At 54.6% G+C, this 732-nt stretch carries 1 protein-coding gene; it reads left to right on the plus strand.

The features are described from left to right. Nucleotides 1-732, plus strand: a 732-nt coding sequence (locus ACM6I7_RS14555) for an IS30 family transposase (RefSeq protein WP_414888787.1), incomplete at both ends; no start/stop codon positions are given.

Genomic DNA, 732 nt, shown 5'->3' on the forward strand with positions numbered 1-732 from the left:
CGAACGGTGGCGCAAATTGTTGCAGACAAGCTTCAATTGCAGTGGTCACCGGAACAGATTGCCGGTTGGTTGAAGCGCACGTACCCGGACGATACGAGCTATCAGGTGTCACACGAGACGATCTATCGCACGCTCTTCATACAGGCTCGCGGGGCTCTGAAGAAGGAGTTGCTTGAGCATTTACGGCGCACGCGGGCCATGCGTCGCTCGCGTCATCACACGCAGAAAAAAGAAAATCACGGACGAATCACTGACGCGGTATCGATCCGTGAACGCCCGGCCGCGGCTAAGGATCGGGCGGTGCCAGGTCACTGGGAAGGCGACCTGCTGTGCGGTAGCAGGAACAGCCAAATTGCCACTCTTGTTGAGCGACATACCCGCTACGTAATGCTAGTGAAATTGGACGGTAAGGATAGCGAGACGGTCATCAGCGCCCTAATTGAAAACGCCCGTAACTTGCCCCAAGAACTCTACAAATCGCTGACCTGGGATCGCGGTAAAGAGATGGCTGACCATAAACGCTTTACGGTGGCTACCGACATCAAAGTCTACTTCTGCGATCCTCATCGTCCTTGGCAACGAGGATCAAATGAGAACACCAACGGGTTGTTAAGGCAGTACTTCCCGAAAGGAACCGACCTTGCGGAGCACTCGCAAGCCACGCTCAATGAAGTGGCAAGGCAGCTAAATAGCCGCCCTCGGAAAACGCTAGACTACGAAACACCGGCAGAA

The sequence above is a fragment of the Pseudomonas sp. IT-93MI4 genome, from assembly GCF_949767635.1.
GTDB lineage: Bacteria > Pseudomonadota > Gammaproteobacteria > Pseudomonadales > Pseudomonadaceae > Aquipseudomonas > Aquipseudomonas putida_A.